Source organism: Salinisphaera orenii subsp. orenii MK-B5, from assembly GCF_003788635.1.
In the GTDB taxonomy this organism is placed as follows: Bacteria; Pseudomonadota; Gammaproteobacteria; order Nevskiales; family Salinisphaeraceae; genus Salinisphaera; species Salinisphaera orenii.
Genome location: NZ_AYKH01000014.1, coordinates 1 through 14,720 on the forward strand (window position 1 = coordinate 1; position 14,720 = coordinate 14,720).

12 protein-coding genes and 1 pseudogene are annotated in these 14,720 nt (G+C 68.5%); 4 read left to right on the top strand and 9 right to left on the bottom strand.

Going from position 1 to position 14,720, the window contains the following annotated elements:
- Positions 1-194 precede the first annotated feature (194 nt).
- Positions 195-1,112, top strand: coding sequence for a UDP-3-O-acyl-N-acetylglucosamine deacetylase (gene lpxC / locus SAOR_RS08705; protein ID WP_123589436.1), 918 nt, complete (start codon positions 195-197; stop codon positions 1,110-1,112).
- Between the two features lie 51 nt (positions 1,113-1,163).
- Here lpxC and SAOR_RS08710 read toward each other — a convergent pair whose 3' ends face one another.
- Positions 1,164-1,610: a DciA family protein gene (locus SAOR_RS08710; RefSeq protein ID WP_123631088.1), complete on the bottom strand. Its 447-nt coding sequence runs from the start codon at positions 1,608-1,610 to the stop codon at positions 1,164-1,166.
- 147 nt (positions 1,611-1,757) lie between these two features.
- Between SAOR_RS08710 and secA the strand changes: the two genes are divergently transcribed.
- Genes secA through SAOR_RS08725 form a run of 3 tightly spaced genes read left to right on the top strand, consistent with a single transcriptional unit; the run spans position 1,758 to position 6,746 of the window.
- The gene (secA, locus tag SAOR_RS08715; protein ID WP_123631089.1) at positions 1,758-4,556 is read left to right on the top strand and encodes a preprotein translocase subunit SecA; all 2,799 of its coding nucleotides are present in this window, start codon (positions 1,758-1,760) and stop codon (positions 4,554-4,556) included.
- Complete coding sequence (argJ, locus tag SAOR_RS08720; protein WP_123631090.1) at positions 4,556-5,761, top strand: bifunctional glutamate N-acetyltransferase/amino-acid acetyltransferase ArgJ; 1,206 nt, start codon at positions 4,556-4,558, stop codon at positions 5,759-5,761. The genes secA and argJ overlap by 1 nt, the downstream gene beginning before the upstream one ends.
- A 10-nt stretch (positions 5,762-5,771) precedes the next feature.
- A complete protein-coding gene (locus tag SAOR_RS08725; RefSeq protein WP_185015607.1) occupies positions 5,772-6,746 on the top strand; it encodes a Nudix family hydrolase in 975 nt (324 codons plus the stop codon).
- Positions 6,747-7,099: 353 nt separating this feature from the next.
- On the opposite strand, the gene SAOR_RS08730 is transcribed toward SAOR_RS08725, so the two are convergent.
- The 8 genes and pseudogenes from SAOR_RS08730 to SAOR_RS08765 all read right to left on the bottom strand — a co-directional run bounded on the left by SAOR_RS08730 (position 7,100) and on the right by SAOR_RS08765 (position 14,655).
- Positions 7,100-7,300, bottom strand: a complete 201-nt coding sequence (locus SAOR_RS08730; protein ID WP_123631092.1) for a DNA gyrase inhibitor YacG — start codon at positions 7,298-7,300, stop codon at positions 7,100-7,102.
- A gap of 6 nt (positions 7,301-7,306) precedes the next feature.
- The gene (gene zapD / locus SAOR_RS08735) at positions 7,307-8,077 is read right to left on the bottom strand and encodes a cell division protein ZapD (RefSeq protein ID WP_185015608.1); all 771 of its coding nucleotides are present in this window, start codon (positions 8,075-8,077) and stop codon (positions 7,307-7,309) included.
- Positions 8,078-8,191: 114 nt separating this feature from the next.
- Positions 8,192-8,830, bottom strand: coding sequence for a dephospho-CoA kinase (gene coaE, locus SAOR_RS08740; RefSeq protein ID WP_123589429.1), 639 nt, complete (start codon positions 8,828-8,830; stop codon positions 8,192-8,194).
- A gap of 115 nt (positions 8,831-8,945) precedes the next feature.
- Positions 8,946-9,827, bottom strand: a complete 882-nt coding sequence (locus SAOR_RS08745) for a prepilin peptidase (protein WP_123631094.1) — start codon at positions 9,825-9,827, stop codon at positions 8,946-8,948.
- A gap of 213 nt (positions 9,828-10,040) precedes the next feature.
- Positions 10,041-11,267 carry a type II secretion system F family protein gene (locus SAOR_RS08750; protein WP_123631095.1) on the bottom strand — a complete coding sequence of 409 codons (1,227 nt, stop codon included), beginning with the start codon at positions 11,265-11,267 and terminating at the stop codon, positions 10,041-10,043.
- Between the two features lie 85 nt (positions 11,268-11,352).
- Positions 11,353-12,792, bottom strand: a complete 1,440-nt coding sequence (locus SAOR_RS08755) for a sigma-54-dependent transcriptional regulator (protein WP_123631096.1) — start codon at positions 12,790-12,792, stop codon at positions 11,353-11,355.
- Between the two features lie 127 nt (positions 12,793-12,919).
- Positions 12,920-14,434, bottom strand: a pseudogene (locus SAOR_RS17430) (sensor histidine kinase); the annotation flags it as partial.
- Complete coding sequence (locus tag SAOR_RS08765; protein ID WP_123589425.1) at positions 14,431-14,655, bottom strand: PP0621 family protein; 225 nt, start codon at positions 14,653-14,655, stop codon at positions 14,431-14,433. The gene SAOR_RS08765 and the pseudogene SAOR_RS17430, both read right to left, overlap by 4 nt.
- Positions 14,656-14,720 lie beyond the last annotated feature (65 nt).

Here is a 14,720-nt window from a genome sequence, read left to right on the forward strand (position 1 = left end):
GTGCGTCGCCGGCCGGCCACTATGCTATTCTAGAGAGCTTTCCGTGCCGCAGACGCGGGCCGGGAAGTCGGAAACGACAGCGCGGCGGATTAAGGCGAAGTTAAGGCCCTGTCCATAGAGTGTGACCATCGATGATGACGGCTTTATGACACGGCGCGCCAGCCGTTTCAAGACTGCATAAGGACAACAACCCGATGCTCAAACAACGCACGCTGAAGAACCCCATTCGGGCCACTGGCGTTGGTCTGCATACCGGTCAGAAAGTCTACATGACGCTGCGACCGGCCACGGCGGATCAGGGTATCGTGTTCCGTCGCACCGACTGCTGCCCGATGGTCGAGTTCCGTGGGGACGCATTCAAGGTCGGCGACACCACGCTGGCCACCACCTTGGTCAACGGGGGCACCCGGGTGCAGACGGTGGAGCATCTGCTGTCCGCGATGGCGGGTCTGGGCATCGACAATGCCATCGTCGAGCTGTCCTCCGACGAACTGCCGATCATGGACGGCAGCGCGGGACCGTTCGTGTTCCTGATCCAGTCGGCCGGCATCCAGGAGCTGGATGCGCCCAAGAAATTCATTCGCATCAAGCGCTCGGTCGAAGTCACCGAAGACGACAAATGGGCCCGTTTCGATCCGTTCGAGGGCTTCAAGGTCAGCTTCAGCATCGATTTTGACCATCCGGCGTTCGATGCCGACACCCAGTCGGCGACCGTCGATTTCTCCACGACCTCCTTCGTCAAGGAAGTCAGTCGTGCGCGCACCTTCGGGTTCATGCGCGACATCGAGTTCCTGCGCTCGAACAATCTCGCCCGCGGCGGCAGCATGGACAACGCGGTCGTGCTGGACGACTATCGCGTGCTCAATGCCGACGGTCTGCGTTACGACAACGAGTTCGTGCGTCACAAGATTCTCGACGCCATCGGCGATCTCTATCTGCTCGGCCACGGGCTGATCGGCAGCTATTCCGGCCACAAGTCCGGGCATGCGCTGAACAACAAGCTGCTGCGCGCGCTGCTCGAGGACGCCAGGGCCTGGGAAGAGGTGACCTACGAGGATGTCGAGGACTCGCCGATCTCCTACATCAACGCGCGGCCGGTGGTCGCGGCCTGAGGCAGTTCTCACCGTGCGCCGCTCGAATGCGGCCGCGCGGAGCCCGCCGCCCTAATCGGGCCGGCGGCCGGCCTGAGCCAGTCGCGTCAGCGCCGCGGCCAGGCGCGAATCGTCGACGTGGGTGGCCACCTGCCGGATGTGATCGCGGGTGGTGTCCGACAGCGGCCGCGGCCGGGGCGCGGGCCTCGGCCGCGGGGCGTCCGGTCGCACGCGCACATCCACGCCCTCGACGTGCAGACGCAGGCGCTGGGCGATCGCCTGTGTGATCGCTGGTTCCATGTAGCGCAGGCGCGTGGCCCAGCTGCCGTGGCCCACATGCAGTTTCAGCCGATAGTGCTCGTAGCCCGCGATGCGCACGTGCTCGGCTGCCGCCGGCGGCAGAATCTCGAGCATCGCCGCGCGGATGCGCGCGAGAAAGCGGGCGCGCCCGAGCAGATCCTCGATATCCGGGGTGGCGGTATGCAGCAGGGACTGGATCGAACGCGGGGACGTCCCCATGGTCGTAACTCTGCGGGGGCGGTGAGACGACCGCCAGCCTAGCAGCGGGCCGCAGCCGACGTCACTGAAAGCACGCGGTTGGCTACGGTATCATGCACGTTTTATCCGGCCGGGCCTCGGTTCGACCGTGCGAGACGACGAGGGTCCATGAGCAACTTCCTGACCAAACTGATCGGCAGCCGCAATCAGCGCGTCGTCAAGCGTCTGCATCGTATCGTCGACGCCGTGAACGCGCTCGAGAGCGATTTCGAGGCGCTCGACGACGACGCACTCGTCGCCAAGACCCAGGAATTTCGCGAGCGCCTCGAGGCGGGCGCCAGCCTCGACGACATCTCGGCGGAGGCCTTCGCCACCGTGCGCGAGGCCAGCAAGCGCATTCTGGGGATGCGCCACTTCGATGTGCAGCTGATCGGCGGCCTGGTATTGCACCAGGGCAAGATCGCCGAGATGAAGACCGGCGAGGGCAAGACGCTCGTCGCCACGCTCACGACCTATCTCAACGCCCTGCCCGGCGACGGCGTGCACATCATCACGGTCAACGACTACCTCGCCAGCCGTGACGCCGAGTGGATGGGCCGCCTCTACCGGTTCCTCGGTCTCAGTGTGGGCGTCATCTACTCCGGTCAGGATCCGCAGGGCAAGCGCGCGGCCTACGCCTGCGACATCACCTACGGCACCAACAACGAATTCGGCTTCGATTACCTGCGCGACAACATGGCGTTCTCGCCGGGTGATCGCGTCCAGCGCCCGCTCAGCTACGCGATCATCGACGAGGTCGACTCTATCCTCATCGACGAAGCGCGCACGCCGCTGATCATCTCCGGACCCACGGACGACGACCCGGCGACTTCGCAGCACGTCGATCGGCTGGTCAAGCATCTGCAGCCGCAGGAGGAGGAGGAGGGCCCCGGCGACTACTGGCCGGAGGAGAAGAACAAGCAGGTCTTTCTCACCGAGGACGGCCACCAGAAGGTCGAGGGGCTGATGCGCGACGCCGGCCTGCTCGAGGCCGAGGAGTCGCTCTACGACGCCAACAACGTCGCGCTCATGCACCACATGAACGCGGCCCTGCGCGCGCATGTGCTCTACCAGCGCGACGTCGACTACATCATCAACGACGGCCAGATCGTGATCGTCGACGAATTCACCGGCCGCACGATGCCGGGCCGGCGCTGGTCCGACGGGCTGCATCAGGCGATCGAGGCCAAGGAAGGGGTCAAGATCCAGAAGGAGAACCAGACCCTGGCGTCGATCACCTTCCAGAACTTCTTCCGCCTCTACGACAAGCTCGCCGGCATGACCGGCACGGCCGACACGGAAGCCTTCGAGTTCCAGTCCATCTACGGCCTGGAAGTCGTGGTGATACCGACCAACCGGCCGCTGGTCCGCAAGGACCTGCCCGACCAGATCTACATGACCGGCGCCGAGAAGTTCGAGGCCATCGCCGAGGAGGCGCGGCAGGCCAGCGAGCGCGGCCAGCCGGTGCTCATCGGCACCGCCTCCATCGAGGCCTCGGAGGTGCTGGCGCGTCTGCTGAGCCAGCGCGGCATCCGCCACGAGGTCCTCAACGCCAAGCAGCACGAGCGAGAGGCCGAGATCATCGCCCAGGCCGGCCGGCCCGGCGCGGTGACCATTGCCACCAACATGGCCGGCCGCGGCACGGATATCGTGCTCGGCGGCAACATCGAGGAGGATATCGAGGCGCTCGAGGAGGGCGACGAGGTCGGCCGCCAGCGGCTGCGCGAGGCATGGCAGCAGACCCATGACGCCGTGGTCGAGGCCGGCGGCCTGCTCGTGATCGGCTCCGAGCGACACGAATCCCGGCGCGTGGACAACCAGCTGCGCGGCCGTTCCGGCCGCCAGGGCGACCCCGGCGCGTCGCGGTTCTATCTGTCGCTCGAGGACAGCCTGATGCGCGTGTTCACGCCGCCGCGGCTGCGCTCGATGCTGCAGAACCTCGGCCTCGAGAAGGGTGAGGCGATCGAGCACAAATGGGTCACGCGCGCGATCGAGAACGCCCAGCGCAAGGTCGAGTCGCACCACTTCGACATCCGCAAGCAGCTGCTCGAGTACGATAACGTCGCCAATGACCAGCGGCAGGTGATCTACGAGCAGCGCAACGAGATCATGGACGCCGACGAGGTCAGCGACATCGTCGAGAACATCTGGGGCGATGTGGTCGACAACCTCATCAGCGAGCACATCCCGCCGCAGAGTCTCGAGGAGCAGTGGGACGTCGAAGGGCTGACCGAGGCCATCCAGCGCGATTTCGGCCAAGAGATGCCGATCCAGCAGTGGCTCGACGAGGAGAAGACGCTGGACGAAGAGGGGCTGCGCGAGCGCATCAGTGCGCGGCTCAAGGAAGCGTACGAGGCCAAGCGCGAGGAGGCCGGACCCGAGGTCATGGCCCAGATCGAGAAGGCCGTGCTGCTCCAGGTGGTCGATTCGCTGTGGCGCGAGCACCTCGCCTCGATGGACTACCTGCGCAAGGGCATTCATCTGCGCGGTTACGCCCAGAAGGACCCCAAGAACGAGTACAAGCGCGAAGCCTTCGAGATGTTCAACGACATGCTCTCGCGGCTGAAGCACGAGGCCGTCACCGTGCTCGCCCGCGGTCGGGTGCGCGCCGATATCACCGAGGAGGCGCGCGAGGATCGTCGCCGGCAGATGGAGAATCTCGACTTCCAGCACGCCGAGGCTGCCAGCGCGGCCGAACAGGCGGCCGCGGCGGCCCAGGCGCAGCCCGAAGGCGCCTCGGAGGACGCGGCCGCGGACGAGGTGGCCCGCGCCAATCTGCCGGGCACCGATGCGCCGGCCGAGCGTGTGCCGGGCGACGGTGACACGCGGCCCGAGACGTTCGTGCGCAACGAGCGCAAGATCGGCCGCAACGAGCCCTGTCCCTGCGGTTCGGGCAAGAAGTACAAGCACTGCCACGGACGCGACTGATGGCGGTCAATCTGAGCGCACCGGAGCAGCTCGCGCCGGTGGCCGGCGCGCGCTGGGCGACCGCCCCGGCCGCCATCAAGAAGCCGGGGCACGACGACCTCGCGCTGCTGCTGCTCGACGCGGGCGCGACCGTGGCCGGCGTGTTCACCCGTAACGCCTTCGCCGCCGCGCCGGTTCACATCGCCCGGGCGCGGCTGGCCGGGGCGCGTGCGCTGCTGGTCAACAGCGGCAACGCCAACGCCGGCACCGGCCGGCCCGGGCATGCGGATGCGCTGGCCTGTTGTGAGCATGCGGCCGTCGCACTCGGTCTCGAAGCCGATCAGGTGCTGCCGTTCTCCACCGGCGTGATCGGCCAGCGGCTGCCACTTGATCGCATGATCCCGGCCATCGATCGGCTCGGGGACGAACTCAGCGAGGCCGGCTGGCTGGCGGCCGCGCGCGCGATCATGACGACCGACACCGTGCCCAAGGGCGCGTCGCGCATGATCGACATCGACGGCGAACGCGTCGTGCTCACGGGCATCGCCAAGGGCTCGGGCATGATCCGCCCGGACATGGCCACCATGCTGGCCTTCATCGCCACCGACGCGACCATCGCGCAGGCGGATCTGGACGCGGCCCTGCGCGAGGCGATGGCGCGCTCGTTCAACAGCATCTCGGTGGACGGCGACACCTCGACCAACGACGCCTGCATGGCCTGCGCGACCGGCCGCGCGGCCACGTTGTCGCCGGCCGCTCCCGGCTGGCGCGATTTCGTCGCCGCGCTGACCGATCTCGCCGCCGAGCTCGCGCGGGCCGTGGTCCGCGACGCCGAAGGTGCGACCCGCTTCATCACCCTCGCGGTGGGCGGCGCGCGCGATGAAGCCGAAGCCCGTGCCGTGGCCTTCACCGTGGCGCATTCGCCGCTGGTCAAGACGGCCTGTTTCGCCGGCGACCCGAACTGGGGCCGGATTCTGGCCGCGGTCGGACGTGCGCCGGTGCCGGATTTCAGCATCGACGGCGTGGCGATCGCGCTCGACGATGTCGCCATCGTCGCCGAGGGCGAGCCGCGGGCGGACTACGCCGAGGCCGACGCCGCCGCGGTGATGGCGCAGGCGGAGTACACCATCGCCATCGATCTCGGGCGCGGCGATGCCGCGAGTACCGTGTGGACCTCCGACCTGTCCTACGAGTACGTGCGGATCAACGCCGAATACCGCAGCTGAGCGACCGATCGTGGACGATACCGCGCCGGACAGTCGCTATCTGGATATCGCCGTGGGCGTGGTCGTCGATCGCGACGGCTGTCTGCTGGTCGCCCGGCGACGCCCGGGTACGCCGGGGGCCGGCAGCTGGGAGTTTCCCGGCGGCAAGCGCGAACCCGGCGAAACGATGGCCGCCTGCCTGGAACGCGAGCTCGGCGAGGAGATCGGCGTGGTCGACTGCCGCGGCGAGCCGATCATCCGGTTCGCTCACGAGCAGGGCGTGCGCCCCGTGCGTCTGCATGTCTGGCGGATCCACCGCTGGCGCGGCGAGCCCGCGGGACGCGAGGGCCAGCAGCTGCGCTGGGTCGCACCCGAGGCGCTCGCCGGGCTCGATCTGCTGCCGGCCACAGACATCATCCTCAATGCCCTGTTTCTGCCGCAGCGCTATCTGATCACGCCGGACTTCGAACCGGCGCATGAACGGGCCTGGTTCGCCGGTCTCGACGCGGCTCTGGCGCGCGGCGTGCGGCTGCTGCGTCTGCGTGCAGGCGGGCTGGACGACAGGGCCTACGAGCGGCTGGCCGAACGGGTGGCCCCGCCGGCGGCGGCCGCGAACGCGCGCCTGCTGCTCGACCGTGACGCCGCCATGGTCGAACGCGTGGGCGCGGCCGGTCTGCACTGGCCCGCCGCTCGCGTTGCCGCAGCGGCGGCCCGGCCGGTCGCGCGGCCGCGGCTGTTCGCGGCCTCCGCCCACGATGCCAACGAGTTGGCCGCCGCGGCGGTGCTGGGGGCGGATTTCGCGACCCTGTCGCCGGTTCGGGCCACGCCGAGTCATCCGGAGACGCTCGGGCTGGGCTGGGCCGGCTGGGCAGAGCGTCGCCGTGACCAGGCGCTGCCGGTCTACGCCCTGGGCGGTGTCGGTGAGCTCGATCTGGCCGAGGCCCGCGCCTGCAACGCCCAGGGCGTGGCCGCGATTCGCGCCTTCTGGGGAACCGGCGGCGGTTAGAGCGTTTCACACGTCGGCCGCGGCTTGCCGCGGCCGACGATCAGTGCTCGGATACACTAGATGCTGTTGATCCGCTTCGCGCGGGCCGCGGCGACGACGAGCGGACGTCACGCCGGCTGTGCGATTCAGCGAGCCCGGTGTAATAGTGCGCCTCGTTGGCGGTCGCGTGGCGACCCGATGGGCGCATCGACCACGATCCCGTTTTAAAAAGGTTGTGCCTCGGTTCGGTATGCAGCCGCTTCGACCGGCGCCTTCGGCCAGTTGGCCCGACTTGTTTCGCAGCGCCTCGGCTGGACGCCGCCGCAGCGCCGGCATTCGGTGATGCCGTTAGCGGTGCGGTGCCGAGGCTCGCTCTAGTGCGTCGGGTCGGATTCGTCCTCGCCGCCGGACCAGGGCGCGCCTGAGGCGTCCGGGATGCGGTTCTCCTCGTCGAGCCAGTCGCCGAGATCGATCAGCTTGCATCGGCGCGAACAGAACGGCCGATAGGGGTTGTCCGGATCCACCCGGGCGGGCTTGCCGCACTGGGGGCAGTCGATGGTCCGCGGCTTGGTCATGGCGTTCTAGTAGCGGCAGCAGGCCATGCGGAATTCGACTGACGTCTGGGCCTGGCAGACGCGCAGATCGGTGTTCTCGTACTGCATGAAACGAAGCGTCGCGCGATGGCGACCGGCGCTGATCTCGGGATAGACGTCGGCGTCGTCGAGCAGCACCCGGATGAGCTGGGTGCCGGTCTCGGTGTTGTGCACGAACACGCCGTTCTCGGCGGTGACCGGGCGTGGCCGGGCGCTGTCTCTGAGCAGCCGCAACAGCGTTCGCACGGCGTTCTCGAACGGCAGGATACGCTCGCACCAGCGTTCGATGTCGGCCCGGATTCCGGCGGCGTCCTGCGCGAGCCAGTGCTGATAGGCGGGCAGGTCGAAGCCGCAGCTGCCGCCGGGTATCGGCAGCCGGTTGTTGAGGCTGTTGAGCAGCTCGTTGTCGCGCAGCAGATAGGAGGCGAACTGGGGCGGCACCCGCTGCAGCTCGCGTCCGAGCGTGTCCAGTTCGTCGAGCACGTGGCGCAGCGCCGCGTCGTCGACGTCGTCGCGCTCGGCCAGACGTTCGAGACCGGCGTAGCGCTGGCCCAGCTCCTTGCTGACTTCGGTGCGGATGTCGTGACGCGACATCACGTTGAGGATGTCCAGCAGCGCGCCCATGGCCGCCCGCCGCCCCCAGACGCTCTCGTCGGCCTCGTGATAGCGCAGGCGCGCCAGCAGATGCTCGAGGCGCAGGAAGGTGCGGATGCGTTCGTTGAGTGGCTGCTCGAAGCAGAAAGCGCCGTCGTCCGCCACAGGCAGAGTCTCGCAGCAGGGATCAGGCCCACAGTCTATGCCCGGGTCGCCGGTCGGCAAAATCCCGTCGCCTTCGTGATCCACGTCGCGCGCCCGAAACGCCGTCGTCGCGGTTCAGCCCGGCAGATGCAGCGGCGGCAGATCCGCGACCTCGCCCTGGGCCAGACGCAGATAGCCCGCATGCAGGGCCGCCGCCAGATCGGCGATGTCCTTGCGCGGACCGGTGTTGATGAGCACGTCGTCGGCCATCGCCAGGCGCTCGGCACGCGCATCCTGGGCGGCGATCATCTTGCGGGCGAAGGCCTCGTCGATGTCGTCGCGCGCCATCAGCCGTTCCAGCTGGATGCTTTCGGGGGCGTCGATCACCAGCACGCGATCGACCAGATCGAGCATGCTCGACTTGACCAGCAGCGGCACGACGAGGATGCAGTAGTCCGACTGTGCGGCATCGCGCTGGCGTTCCAGTTCGGCCCGGATGCGCGGATGGGTGATGCCTTCGAGATCGGTTCGTGCGGCGTCGTCCTCGAACACGATCTGACGCAGCGCGCGACGCCGGAGATGGCCGTCAGCGTCGACGATATCGTCGCCGAAGCGGTCCACGATCTCGGCCAGCGCCGGCTCGCCAGGTTCGACGACGGTGCGCGCGACCGTGTCGGCGTCGATGATCTTGACGCCCATGCGCTCGAACGCGCTCGCGACCGCGGATTTGCCGCTGGCGATGCCGCCGGTCAGGCCTATGGTGAGCGTGCTCATGAGTGCGGGTCGGTCGGGGCTGCGGGCGCGGGGCCGTCCGTGAACGTCGCTGCCTCGTATGTCGTTCGGATCGCGTGGATCCGCCCCCAGATCAGACCGTCGACCGTCGTTCGCACTAGTTCAGTCCCGCCAGCGATGAATAAGCGCCGCTGATTGTATCGCCTGCAACCAGCGCCAGCCAGCCGGCCAGCGCCAGCCAGGGCCCGAACGGCATGGGCCGGCCGCGCGCGAGATGGCCGCTGGCCATGAGCAGGCCGCCGACGACGGCCCCGCCCAGCGAAGCCAGCAGCAGCACCATCGGCAGCGCCTGCCAGCCCAGCCAGGCGCCGATCGCGGCCAGCAGCTTGAAATCGCCGAAGCCCATGCCCTCCTTGCCCGTGGCCAGCAGAAAGGCGTGAAACACGAGCCAGAGCGTGAGGTAGCCTCCGGCCGCGCCCGCGATCGCCGTGTTCGGATCGACCAGCGCCGCGCCCGCGCCGTGGCCGAGGCTTGCGAGGAGGCCGAGCCACATCAGCGCCAGTGTGAGCACGTCCGGAAGGAACTGCGTCCGGGCGTCGATCACGGCCAGCGCCAGCAGCGTCCAGGACACGACCATCGCCAGCGGCGTGAACGGGGTCGCGCCGAAGCCGGCGAGCACGATCACGGCCATGACGGCGGCGGTGATCTCCACCGCGGGATACTGCCAGGAGATGCGCGCACCGCAGGCCGCGCAGCGGCCGCGCAGCAGCAGATAGCTCACCACGGGAATGTTGTGCCATGCGCGGATCGGCGTCTGACAGCTGTTACAGCGCGAGCGCGGCCGGGCCAGCGACAGCTCCACCGGGGCCTCCGCGTCGGCCGGCTGGCCCAGGATCTCGGCGGCGCCGGCGCGCCATTGCGCCTCCATCATCCGCGGCAGACGCAGGATCACGACATTCAGGAAGCTGCCTACGATCAGCCCGAGCAGAGCGACGGCGACGTAGGCGAGCAGCGGCTGCTGGGCGAGGAGGTCGGCCATTCAGTGCGGATGCGCCGCGAGGACGGCAGGCGCGGTCCGGTAGTCAGTCAGGGGCATTTCGATGTCTCCACTTCTGATGTCGTGCGCGTCCGCGCCGGCCGGCTTCGATTTTCGCCCGCTCGAACGCATGGCTCGCTTTCCGGCCCGGTGCCGGCCGCGTCGCGATGATAGTGCCAGCGCTCGGTGACGCACGATCTGGGCGGTGGCCCCGGCCTAGACGACCGAGCCGAGCTTGAAAATGGGCAGATACATGGCGATGACGAGACCGCCGACCAGCACGCCGATGATGGCCATGATCATGGGCTCGAGCAGGCTCGACAGCGAATCGACCTGATTGTCGACCTCGTCCTCGTAGAAATCCGCCACCCGGGAGCACATCGCGTCCAGGGAGCCGGATTCCTCGCCGATGGCGACCATCTGCTGGGCCATGCTCGGAAACAGCCCCGTGTTGCTCATCGCCAGCTGCAGCTGCACGCCCGAGGACACCTGGTCGCGCATCTGCAGAATGGCTTCCTCGAACACGATGTTGCCGGCCGCGCGGGCCACCGAATCCATGGCCTCGACCAGCGGTACCCCGGCCGCGAACATGGTCGACAGGGTCCGCGCGAAGCGCGCGACCGCCGCCTTGTAGAGAATGTCGCCGATGACCGGGATCTTGAGCGCGATGCGGTCGTTCATCCGGCGGAACGCGCGGGATCGTCGCCGGGCCTGGAAGAAGCCGTAGAACGCCGCGCCGATGGCGCCGATGATCGCCCACCACCAGCTCTGGACGAACTCCGACAGGCCGATCACGAGCAGCGTGAAGGCCGGCAGATCGGCGCCGAAGCCCTCGAACAGCGACTGGAACTGCGGCACCACGAAATAAAGCAGGATGCCCATGACCACGATCGCGACCACGATCACCGCGCTCGGATAGAACAGCGCCTTGCGTACCTTGGCCTTGATCGCCTCGGTCTTTTCCTTGTACGTCGCGATCTTGTCGAGCAGGGCCTCGAGTGCGCCGGACTTCTCGCCGGCATCGACCAGGTTCACGAACAGGTCGTCGAAGTGCTGCGGATGCTGGGCCAGCGCCTGGGCGAGAGTCACTCCGGATTCGATATCGTTGCGGATCGCCGAGACCAGCTCGGCCAGAGACGGATTGTCGGCGCCCTTCGCGATGATGCCCAGCGACTGCACCAGCGGCACGCCGGCGCTCATCATTGTGGCCAGCTGGCGGGCGAACACCGCGATGTCGGCGGACTTGATCTTCTTCTTGCGCTTGCCGCCGAGACCGAAGATCGTGGTCTGCTTGCGCACGCGGATGGGGGTGATGCCCTGCTTGCGCAGACTGGCCTTGATCGTGGCCTCGTTCGGACCGTCGGTTCGCCCCGTCACTCGGCTGCCGCTGCGATCGGTGCCGGTCCAGAAGAAGGTGTGCTTGTCGGTCAGCGTATCGGCCATTGCCCCTCCGGAAACCACGCCGCGGCGGCCCGGGCGACTGCCGCCCGTTCCCGCCGTGCACAGGGGTTATCGGCCGTGATCGCGTTTAATTCATGCCCAGCTTGGCCAGACGGTAGCGCAGCGCCCGGAAGGTGATGCCGAGATGCTTGGCGGCCTGCGTCTTGTTGTAGTGGCAGGTCTCGAGCGCGGCCTGGATGCGCTCGCGCTCGAGCGCTTCCAGCTGGCTTTCCAGATCGGCGCTGGTATCCGGCGTCGGCGTCGACGATGCGGGGCCTGGCCGGCCGGTGCCGTTCTCGTCCGGGGCCTCGGCAGGAGCTGGAGCCGGGGACGACTCGGCCGTGGCCTCCGACAGCGGCGAGCTCAGTCGCAGATACCGGCGTTCGATGACGGCATTGTCGCTGAGCGTGACCGCGCGTTCGAGGATGTTTTCCAGTTCCCGGATGTTGCCCGGAAAGCTGTAGTGCTGGAGCGCCTCCAGGGCGCGTGGAGCCAGCCGCGGTACCTGGCGCAGGCGCAGCTTGCGCGTCAGACCTTCGAGAATGCGGTCGGTCAGCGCCGGGATGTCGGCCGTGCGCTCGCGCAGCGGCGGCACGTGGACCTCGATCACGTTCAGGCGATAGTAGAGATCCTCGCGGAAACGCCCGCGGGCGACTTCGGCGGTGAGATCACAGTGGGTAGCGCAGATCACGCGCACGTCCACGGCCGTCTCCACGTTTGCGCCCACCGGCCGGATGGCCCGCTCCTGGATCGCGCGCAGCAGCTTGACCTGCATGGTCAACGGCAGGTCGGCCACTTCGTCCAGGAACAGCGTGCCGCCGTCCGCGCGCGCGAACAGCCCCGGGGTGTCGCGCATGGCGCCGGTGAAGGCGCCGCGCACGTAGCCGAAGAACTCGGACTCCATCAACTCCGAGGGGATCGCGCCGCAGTTCACCGGCACGAAGGCCGCGCCCATGCGCGGGCCCTCCGCGTGGATCATGCGCGCGACGAGTTCCTTGCCGGTGCCCGATTCGCCGCTGATGTAGACCGGCGCCTGGCTGCGCGCGAGCTTGGAGATCGTCTCGCGCAGGCGCAGCATCTCCGTGGTCCGGCCGATCAGCCGCGGCGAGGCGTCCAGCGACGGGTGCGGCGGAGCGTCGTGATCCAGGCCCGCGAGCTTGAGCGCCTGGCCGACCAGCGCCCGCAGCCCGGCCACGTCCAGCGGTTTGGAGACGAAGTCGAAGGCGCCGGCCTTGAGGCTGGCCACCGCGCTCTCGGCGTTGCCGTAAGCGGTGATGACCGCGACCGGGCAGTGGGGGCGGCGCTCGGCGATGAAGGCGACCAGGTCGATGCCCTCGCCGTCGGGCAGACGCATGTCGGTCAGGCAGAGATCGAAGGGCTCGTTCTCGAACGCCGTCTTCGCCTGCGCCAGCGTGGCCACGGCCTTGGTGTCGATCGACATGCGGGCGAGCGTGATCTCGATCAGTTCGCGGATATCCGCTTCGTCGTCGACAACGAGGGCGTAGGCTTTGCTGTTGCTGGGCGTCATGCGCGTGCGTCGTGTATGGATGAAGTCGCCGGTTCGCCGGTTCGCCGGCGCCGGCCCAAGCCTGGGCGAAAACGATACGAAAGCAGGCGCCGTCGCTTTCTGCAACCGGAGCGAGGCGGGCACGGTTGGCCTCGCAGAGCTCGCGCGCGATGTGCAGGCCGAGCCCGGTGCCCTCGCGGGCGGTCGTGAAGAACGGCTCCATGACCCGGTCGCTGATGTCGGCGCCCAGCCCCGGCCCGTTGTCGGCGACATCCAGCCCGAACAACCCCGAACGGCTGTGATGCCCGCGCAGGCGTACACGCAGCGGCGTCTCGTCGCGGCGGGCATGACGCTGTGCGTTGTCCCAGAGATTGAACAGCAGCTGGCGCAGATGGCCGGGGTCGAATTCGATGCACAGGGCGGCGTCGATGCCGACGATCTCGAAGTCGGGCGCGCGGGTATTGTACTCGCGATAGTCGTTCACGCAGCTGGCCAGCCAGTCCGCGAGCGCGATCGTCCGGCGCGTGGTCTCGGAGCGTCGCGACAGCCCCAGAATGCTGTCGATGATGTCGTCGATCCGGCGCGTGTGGCGGTGCACGATATCCAGCAGACGCCGGCCGTCGGCGTCCAGCGTCGCGGTCTCGGCCAGCAGCTGGCCGGCGTGACTGATCGCCCCGAGCGGATTGCGGATCTCGTGCGCGATGCTGCTGGTCAGCCGCCCCAGGGAGACGAGCTTGAGCTGCTGGGCCTGCTCACTCTGGCGCAGGGCATCCTCCAGGCTGATCAGCACCAGTGCGTCCCGCGCCGTGCCCAGGCGGGAGAACAGCGGTAGCAGCGCGCGGCCGGAGGCCTGAAGCGTGTCGATGCCGTCGGCCGACGTCTGGAGCCAGTGCGACAGCGCCTCGTCGACGGCGGGGGCGACGCGCGTGAGGGAGGCGTTCTGCGGCGCCGTCTCGGTCAGATCGAGCAGGCGCACGGCCGCGTCGTTGATCAGGCGGATGCGGCGGTCGGCGTCGACCACGATCGCGCCGATCTCCATCTGCTGGATGATATGGCGGTTGAGCGCGGCCAGATCCTGCACCTCTCCGGCACGTTCGGCGGCCAGCGCCTCGCCCTCGCGCGCCCGGCGTGCCAGCCAGTGCGACAGCCCGACGCTGAGAAAGAACAGCACACCGAGGATGCCGGCCTGGACGAACGCGCTGCGCGCGCCCTCGATCTGCAGGGGGCGCAGCGCCTCCTGGCCGAGCACGCCGATCGCCGCGCAGGCCGCCAGCAGGAACGCCAGGCGGGCCGGCAGCAGCATGCCCGCGGCCGACAACGGGGCGATCAGCAGCATGCCCAGGCCGCCTGCGACGCCGGTGCCGGCCAGGATGAGGGTCGTGAAAAAGGCTACGTCCACCGCGACTGCGAACAGCACCTGGGCCCGCAGCGGCGGCGTGCGCGTCAGCGCGGCGATCAGCGACAGCACCCACAGCGCGAGATAGGCCAGACAGGCGCTGCGGAAGACATCCGGCATCACCACGTCGAACAGATGCCCGGCCTGGGCGAACAGCAATAGCGTGACCAGACCGAATCCGATCAGGCCGCGGTAGGCGTTGAGGGTGGCGATCGCGCGCCAATCTTCGGTGTGCCGGATCAATGGCGCGCCGACGCGCCGGCTCATGATCGCGAGCGGCAGGCGTGCTCGCTGCACACGTAATCGTCACCGTCGCGCTCGGCCAGCGACAGCGGCAGATGCACGCCGCAGCGTTCGCAGCGCACCGTGCGTTCGAATTCCGGCGGCGCCTCGCGCCGGTGCATGCGCGTACGCGCCCCGCCCGCAAGCTGGCGGAATGCAAGCCAGGCGATACCGATGATCAGTAGCAGTCCGAGCAGTCGGGCCATGGGATATCCGGGTTTGAAGAGCGCGACGGGACAGCCCCGAGTGTATCCAAATCGCGTCGCCGCGG

Bases quoted from the DNA above. Each gene is read 5' to 3' on its own strand.
- SAOR_RS08710 (WP_123631088.1), bottom strand. From the start codon at position 1,610: ATGGGGACGTCCCCGCGTTCGATCCAGTCCCTGCTGCATACCGCCACC.
- SAOR_RS08755 (WP_123631096.1), bottom strand. From the start codon at position 12,792: ATGACGCCCAGCAACAGCAAAGCCTACGCCCTCGTTGTCGACGACGAA.
- SAOR_RS08765 (WP_123589425.1), bottom strand. From the start codon at position 14,655: ATGGCCCGACTGCTCGGACTGCTACTGATCATCGGTATCGCCTGGCTT.
- coaE (WP_123589429.1), bottom strand. From the start codon at position 8,830: ATGAGCACGCTCACCATAGGCCTGACCGGCGGCATCGCCAGCGGCAAA.
- SAOR_RS08750 (WP_123631095.1), bottom strand. From the start codon at position 11,267: ATGGCCGATACGCTGACCGACAAGCACACCTTCTTCTGGACCGGCACC.
- SAOR_RS08745 (WP_123631094.1), bottom strand. From the start codon at position 9,827: ATGGCCGACCTCCTCGCCCAGCAGCCGCTGCTCGCCTACGTCGCCGTC.
- lpxC (WP_123589436.1), top strand. From the start codon at position 195: ATGCTCAAACAACGCACGCTGAAGAACCCCATTCGGGCCACTGGCGTT.
- argJ (WP_123631090.1), top strand. From the start codon at position 4,556: ATGGCGGTCAATCTGAGCGCACCGGAGCAGCTCGCGCCGGTGGCCGGC.
- secA (WP_123631089.1), top strand. From the start codon at position 1,758: ATGAGCAACTTCCTGACCAAACTGATCGGCAGCCGCAATCAGCGCGTC.
- SAOR_RS08730 (WP_123631092.1), bottom strand. From the start codon at position 7,300: ATGACCAAGCCGCGGACCATCGACTGCCCCCAGTGCGGCAAGCCCGCC.